This window comes from Curtobacterium sp. B8 (assembly GCF_000333315.1).
GTDB lineage: Bacteria > Actinomycetota > Actinomycetes > Actinomycetales > Microbacteriaceae > Curtobacterium > Curtobacterium luteum.
On the sequence record NZ_BACW01000072.1, the window covers coordinates 1 to 6351 of the forward strand.

A 6351-nucleotide genomic window follows, 5' to 3' on the forward strand; every position below is an offset into this window, starting at 1 on the left:
CGTCGCGGTGCGACTTGACCCACAGCGCACGCTGGGCGTCAGTGGCCGGGAAGTCCTTGCCGCCGCCGATCGGCATGCCGGTCGTGTCGACCTTGCGGGCGACCCCGAGCTTGGTCGTCGCCTCGGTGGAGAGGTGTGCGGCGAGGGCGCGGAAGGTGGTCCACTTGCCGCCGACGAGCGACAGCACCGTCGAGTCCGGCAGGCCGGCGATCGGGGTGTCGACGATCCGGTAGTCGCGGGACACGAAGCCGGGGGCGGTGTCCTCGTGGCGGGGGAGCGGACGGATGCCGGAGTAGCTGTAGACGATGTGGTCGCGCGTGACCTCGATCTGCGGGAACACGTGCTTCACGAGCCCGAAGAAGTAGTCGATCTCCTCCTCGGTCGTGGTCACCGGCTGCGACGGGTCGGCGTCGATGTCGGTCGTGCCGATGAGCACCCGGCCCTTGAGCGGGTAGATGAGCACGATGCGACCGTCGTTGTTCTCGAAGAACAGCTCGCGGCCCTTGGTCGCCTCGAGCAGCTCGTCGTTGTGCACGACGATGTGGGAGCCCTTCGTGCCGCCCATGAACTTCGTCTCGCCGCCGAACGCCTGGTTCGTCAGGTCGGTCCAGGGGCCGGAGGCGTTGATCACGACGTCGGCGGTGAAGACGAACTCCGAACCCGTCTCGCGGTCGCGGAGCACGACGCCACCGTCACGGGTGCCGGCGGCCTCGACGTAGTTGACGGCGCGGGCGGTGGACGCCGAGCCGGTGCCGGAGCCGGCGGCGAGGCCGTCCTTGAGCACGTCGAGCGCGAGGCGCTCCGGCTCGTGCACGGAGGCGTCGTAGTAGGTCCCCGTGTACTTGAGGTCCTTGTTGAGCGCCGGCATGTCCGCGAGCGCGGCCTTCTTCGTCAGGAAGCGGTGCTTCGGCACCGAGCCGCCGTCGCGCGAGAAGGAGTCGTAGATCGTCATGCCGATCTTGATGAGCGCCGCGCCGCGCTCCTTCGTGGAGCGCTGCTTGTGCGTGAGCATGCGGAGCGGGGCGTTCATGATGCCGGAGAACGTCGAGAAGATCGGCATGGTCGTCTGCAGCGGCTTGACGTAGTGCGGGGCGATCCGGATGAGGCCGTTGCGCTCCTGCACGCTCTCGCGGACGAGGCGGAACTCGCCGTTCTCGAGGTAGCGGATGCCGCCGTGGATCATGTGGCTCGACGCCGCCGAGGCGCCGCTCGCGTAGTCGCCGCGCTCGACGAGTGCGACGTCCACGCCCTGCAGGGCGAGGTCGCGGAAGGTGGCGATGCCGTTGATGCCACCACCGACGATGAGGACCTTGGCGTTCGGGCGCTCGGTGAGCGCCGACACCGTGTTCCGGGGCTGCGTCTTCTTCGACATGTGTCGCTTCCTTGCTCGATCGGTTGGTTCGATCTCGATCGTGCTCCTGGGTGAGAGGCCGGGCAACTCGCGTGCACGAACGTGCAGCACACCTGTCGGAGACCCTCCCGACCGGGCCGGGAGGCGCGACAGGGGTTGCAGAGGCCGTGCACGTCCGTGCATGGTTGCGATGGCAAGAGATCGGAGCACCATGAGCGATGCCGCCCAGCCCATGCGCACCCAGCAGGCGCTGCGCGCCGCGCACCTGTACTACCTGCAGGACCTGACGATGGACGCCATCGCCGACGAGCTGGGGACCTCGCGGTCGTCGGTCTCCCGGCTGCTGAAGTACGCCCGTGACACCGGTCTCGTGGACATCCAGATCCGCTCGCCCCTCGACCAGGCTGCCGCGCTCAGCCGCTCGATCCGGTCGCGCTTCGGGGTGCACGCGCACGTCGTCCCGGTGCCGGACCACACGAGCGACGTCGACCGGCTCGAGCGGGTCGCGCTGTCGGCGGCCCGGATCCTCACGCAGTACATCGACTCGAACATGGTCATCGGGATCTCGTGGGGTTCCACGGTCAGCGCCGTCAGTCGGTACCTCGTGCCGAAGACCACGCACGGGTCGACGATCGTGCAGGTGAACGGTGCCGCGAACACCCGCACGACGGGCATCGTCTACGCGTCCGAGATCCTGCGGCGGTTCGGCGAGGCGTACGGCGCCTTCGTGCAGCAGTTCCCCGTGCCGGCGTTCTTCGACGACCCCGCGACGAAGGAGATGCTCTTCAAGGAGCGGTCGATCCGCCGCGTGCTCGACCTCCACGAGCGGATGGACCTCGTCGTGTTCGGGGTCGGTGCGCCGCAGGCCCCGGTCCCGTCACACGTCTACTCGGGCGGCTACCTCGACCCTGCCGACCAGCAGGAGCTCGTGCGCGCGAAGGTCGTGGGCGACGTCTCGACGGTGTTCTACCGCGCGGACGGTTCGTGGAAGGACATCGGCGTCAACGCCCGGGCCGGCGGACCGGACCTCGACACGATCAAGCGCGCGCCGCGCCGGGTGTGCGTGGTGGCCGGTCGGTCCAAGGCGGCGTCGCTCCGCGGGGCGCTGGGCGGCGGGCTCGTGACCGACCTCATCCTCGACGAGAGCATCGGGCAGGCCATCCTGCAGCCGTGACGGAGCCGCTCCGACCTGGGGATCGTCCGATCTGCGCGGAGCGATGTCGGTGGTACCCCGTACATTCCTGTTCATGGTGTCCCGCAACGAGACCGACCTGTCGTCGACAGCGTCCGGAGCCACCGAACCCACCCTCCCGACCAGGGTGCCGCCCCGCGCCTCCCGACGGGTCGTCGGTCAGGACCTCGACGAAGCCCTGACCTTCTTCGGCGACGGCTACGACCTCCGCGCCCCGCGGGTCCGTCGGGTACGCCCCACCACCCCGTGGACCTTCGGCGGCGTCGGCGACGGCCGTCTGTCCCTCGTGTCGTCCCGGTTCGGGGTCGACCTGCGGAGCGAGAGCCGTGTCGACGACGCCTTCCTCGTCGCGTGGATGAGCTCGGGCGCGAGCACGATCACGTACGGCGGCGACGAGGTCGAACTGCGCGCCGGCGTCCCGGTCGTGCTGCCGTTCGCGGACGTCTACCAGCTGCACCACCACGACATCGCGCTGAACCTCGTGCACCTCGACCGCGACCACGTCCGGGCCGTCGTCGGCGACGACGAGTTCGCGTTCGAGGCCCTCCGCCGACCGACGGCCGAGGGCCTCCGCACCTGGCAGGAAACGGTGCGCCTGCACTCGCCGCGCTGGCTGGACGTCTCGAACGACCTCGGCCCGCTCGAGCAACGCGACATCGCCGAGGCCTTCGTCCGTGCCGCGATCGCCGCGTTCCCGGAGCGGAGCCGCTGGCGCGCGGTGGTCACCGGTACGGGCCCCGAGCACGAACGGCTCCGGAAGGCGCTCGAGTTCGTGCACGACCACGCCCGTGAGCCCATCGGCACCCCCGAGATCGCGGCGGCGGCCGGCCTCAGTCCGCGCGGACTCCAGCAGTCGCTGCGCCGGAACCTCGGTCAGACCCCCGGGGACGTCCTCCGCGCCGCCCGGCTCGACGGCGCCCGCACGGACCTGCTCCGCGGCGCTCCGGACGGCACGACGGTCGCGCAGGTCGCCGGGGCGTGGGGATTCGGTCACCTCGGACGGTTCTCGGCGTCGTACCGGGCGCGGTTCGGGGAGCTGCCCAGCGAGTCGCTCCGCACCGGCTGACGCGCAGCCGCTGCCGGACGGGATCCGCCGGTAGCGTGCTGGCATGGACATCGTCGTCGCCCTCCGATCCGCCCTCGACGACCCCGACGGGGTGGTCGTCCGGACCGACGTGCCGGTGCTCGACGCCGCCCGCACCGACCAGTCCGGCTGGGTGGCCGACGGCGCACCGGCCGCCGTGGTCGAGGCGCGGACGGTCGCGCACGTGCAGGAGACCCTCCGCACGTGCTCGGCGCTGGGCGTCCCCGTCGTCCCGCGCGGCGCCGGGACCGGACTCGCCGGGGGTGCGAACGGCACCGACGGATCGGTCGTGCTGAGCGTCGCCCGCATGGACCGGATCCTCGAGGTCTCCGTGGCGGACGAACTCGCGGTCGTCGAACCCGGTGTCCTGAACGCCACGCTGAACGAGACCGTGGCCCGGCACGGGCTCCGCTTCGCCCCGGACCCCGCGAGTGCCGCGATCTCGAGCATCGGCGGCAACATCGCCACGAACGCCGGCGGCCTGCGCTGTGTCAAGTACGGCGTCACCCGGGAGGCGGTGCTCGGCCTCGACGTCGTCCTCGCGGACGGGCGACTCGTCTCGACCGGGCACCGCACGGTGAAGGGCGTCACCGGCCTCGACCTGACGGCCCTGATGGTCGGGTCCGAGGGCACCCTCGGGGTGATCGTCGGCGCGACCGTCCGGCTCGTGCCCGTCCCGCCGGGGGAGCCGGCCACCCTCGGCGCGGTGTTCCGGACCGTGCACCACGCGGCGGCGGCCGCGGCGGCCGTCGTCACCGCGGCGACCGAGGGTGCCCCGCGCCCGTCCACCGTGGAACTGCTCGACGAGGCGGCGCTCGCGGGCATCGCCGACCACCTCGGGCCCGCCGTCATGGCGGAGACGGTGGGGAGCGGCCAGGAGGGCGGGGTGTTCCTCCTCGTGGAGTACGACGGCCCGGGTGCGACGGAGGCCGCGCTGGGTGCCGCACCGCGCCTCCAGGCCGAGGGCGGCACCGTCCGCCTGGCGGGGTCGGCGGCGGAACGCGACCGCCTGCTCACGATCCGCCGGTCGTTCCACGCGGCGATGACGGCCCGGGGACGCGTGCTGATCGAGGACGTCGCCGTGCCGCGGAGCCGCCTCGCCGAGATGTTCGACCGGGTCGCGGCGATCAGTCGCGACCACGGCGTCGCGATCCCGACCGTGGCGCACGCGGGCGACGGCAACCTGCACCCGAACTTCGTGTTCGACGGCGACGTCGTGCCGCAGCGGGTGTGGGACGCGGCGGACGCACTGTTCCGGGCGGCGATCGAACTCGGCGGGACGCTCACCGGTGAGCACGGGGTCGGTGTGCTGAAGCGGCACCACCTCGGTGACGAGCTCGGCGACGACGTGCTCGGACTGCAGCGCGGCATCCGTCGGGTGTTCGACCCGCAGGGGATCCTGAATCCGGGCAAGGTGGACTGATTCCCGAATCTCGTCGAACGGAAGCGCTCTTCGTCGCGCAGATGTTCGGCCGAAACGAGTCCGTAACGAACTCCGGCGCATCGTGGTGTCGAACGAGCACCGCCCACGAAGGAGTCCGTGATGCTGATCGGCGTCCCCACCGAAGTCAAGAACAACGAGTACCGCGTCGCGGCCACCCCGGCGGGCGTCGCGGAGCTGACCCTGCACGGCCACGAGGTCCTCGTGCAAGCCGGAGCCGGAGTCGGCTCGGCCTTCCCGGACGACGAGTACACCGCGGCGGGCGCGACCATCGTCGGCACCGCGGACGAGGTCTGGGCGCGCGCCGAGATGATCCTCAAGGTCAAGGAGCCCGTCGCGTCCGAGTACGCGTCGATCCGACCGGGGCAGGTCCTCTTCACGTACCTCCACCTCGCCGCCGACCGCCCGCTGACGACGGCGCTCATGGAGTCCGGTGCGACGGCCATCGCCTACGAGACCGTCCAGCTGCCGGACCGTTCGCTGCCGCTCCTGTCGCCGATGTCGGAGATCGCCGGCCGACTCTCCGCCCAGGTCGGCGCGTACCACCTCATGCGCACGAACGGCGGCCGCGGACTGCTGCTCGGCGGCGTGCCCGGGACCCCGAAGGGCCGTGTCGTCGTCATCGGTGGCGGTGTCGCGGGGGAGCACGCGGCGACGATGGCGCTCGGCCTCGGCGCCGAGGTCACCGTGTTCGACATCAGCCTGCCGCGCCTGCGTGCGCTCGACGCCCGGTTCGACGGACGCGTCACGACCCTGCGGTCGTCGTCGCACGCGATCGCCTCGGCCCTGGCGTCGGCCGACCTCGTGATCGGCTCGGTCCTCATCCCCGGGGCCTCGGCGCCGAAGCTCGTGACCGACGCCATGGTCGCGGACATGCAGCCGGGGTCGGTGCTCGTCGACATCGCGATCGACCAGGGCGGCTGCTTCGAGGGCTCGCGGCCGACGACGCACGACGACCCGACGTTCCGCGTGCACGACGCCGTGTACTACTGCGTGGCGAACATGCCCGGAGCGGTGCCGCGCACCTCGACCATCTCGCTCACGAACGCGACCCTGCCGTACGCGGTGGCGATCGCGAACCGCGGCTGGGAGCAGGCGCTCGCCGACGACCCGGCGCTCGCGCTCGGTCTGAACGTGCACGCGGGGCAGGTCACGAACAAAGGCGTCGCGGCCGCGCACGGTCTGACGGCCGCCGCGCGCTGACGCGGCGGGCGCTGCGCGCTGTCGGCGCGGCCTCGGCGGGCCTCGCGAAGCTCGGGGGGCCTGGGGGGCCTCGGCGGGCC

5 protein-coding genes are annotated in these 6351 nt (G+C 71.9%); 4 read left to right on the plus strand and 1 reads right to left on the minus strand.

What is annotated here, in order from left to right:
* On the minus strand, window positions 1–1372 hold a 1372-nt coding region (locus I59_RS01995), incomplete at its 3' end, for a glycerol-3-phosphate dehydrogenase/oxidase (protein WP_022902442.1).
* Between the two features lie 190 nt (window positions 1373–1562).
* On the opposite strand from I59_RS01995, the gene I59_RS02000 reads away from it, so the two are divergent.
* From I59_RS02000 to ald, 4 genes are all read left to right on the plus strand, one after another.
* Complete coding sequence (locus I59_RS02000; protein ID WP_031272453.1) at window positions 1563–2525, plus strand: sugar-binding transcriptional regulator; 963 nt, start codon at window positions 1563–1565, stop codon at window positions 2523–2525.
* Window positions 2526–2598: 73 nt separating this feature from the next.
* On the plus strand, window positions 2599–3609 hold the full coding sequence (locus I59_RS21215) for an AraC family transcriptional regulator (protein ID WP_022902444.1): 1011 nt from the start codon (window positions 2599–2601) through the stop codon (window positions 3607–3609).
* A gap of 43 nt (window positions 3610–3652) precedes the next feature.
* Window positions 3653–5050, plus strand: coding sequence for an FAD-binding oxidoreductase (locus I59_RS02010; protein ID WP_022902445.1), 1398 nt, complete (start codon window positions 3653–3655; stop codon window positions 5048–5050).
* Between the two features lie 120 nt (window positions 5051–5170).
* Complete coding sequence (gene ald / locus I59_RS02015) at window positions 5171–6271, plus strand: alanine dehydrogenase (RefSeq protein WP_022902446.1); 1101 nt, start codon at window positions 5171–5173, stop codon at window positions 6269–6271.
* Window positions 6272–6351 lie beyond the last annotated feature (80 nt).

Excerpts from the sequence above, each read along its gene's own strand:
- I59_RS02000 (WP_031272453.1), top strand. The coding sequence starts at position 1,563 with ATGAGCGATGCCGCCCAGCCCATGCGCACCCAGCAGGCGCTGCGCGCC.
- I59_RS21215 (WP_022902444.1), top strand. The coding sequence starts at position 2,599 with ATGGTGTCCCGCAACGAGACCGACCTGTCGTCGACAGCGTCCGGAGCC.
- I59_RS02010 (WP_022902445.1), top strand. The coding sequence starts at position 3,653 with ATGGACATCGTCGTCGCCCTCCGATCCGCCCTCGACGACCCCGACGGG.
- ald (WP_022902446.1), top strand. The coding sequence starts at position 5,171 with ATGCTGATCGGCGTCCCCACCGAAGTCAAGAACAACGAGTACCGCGTC.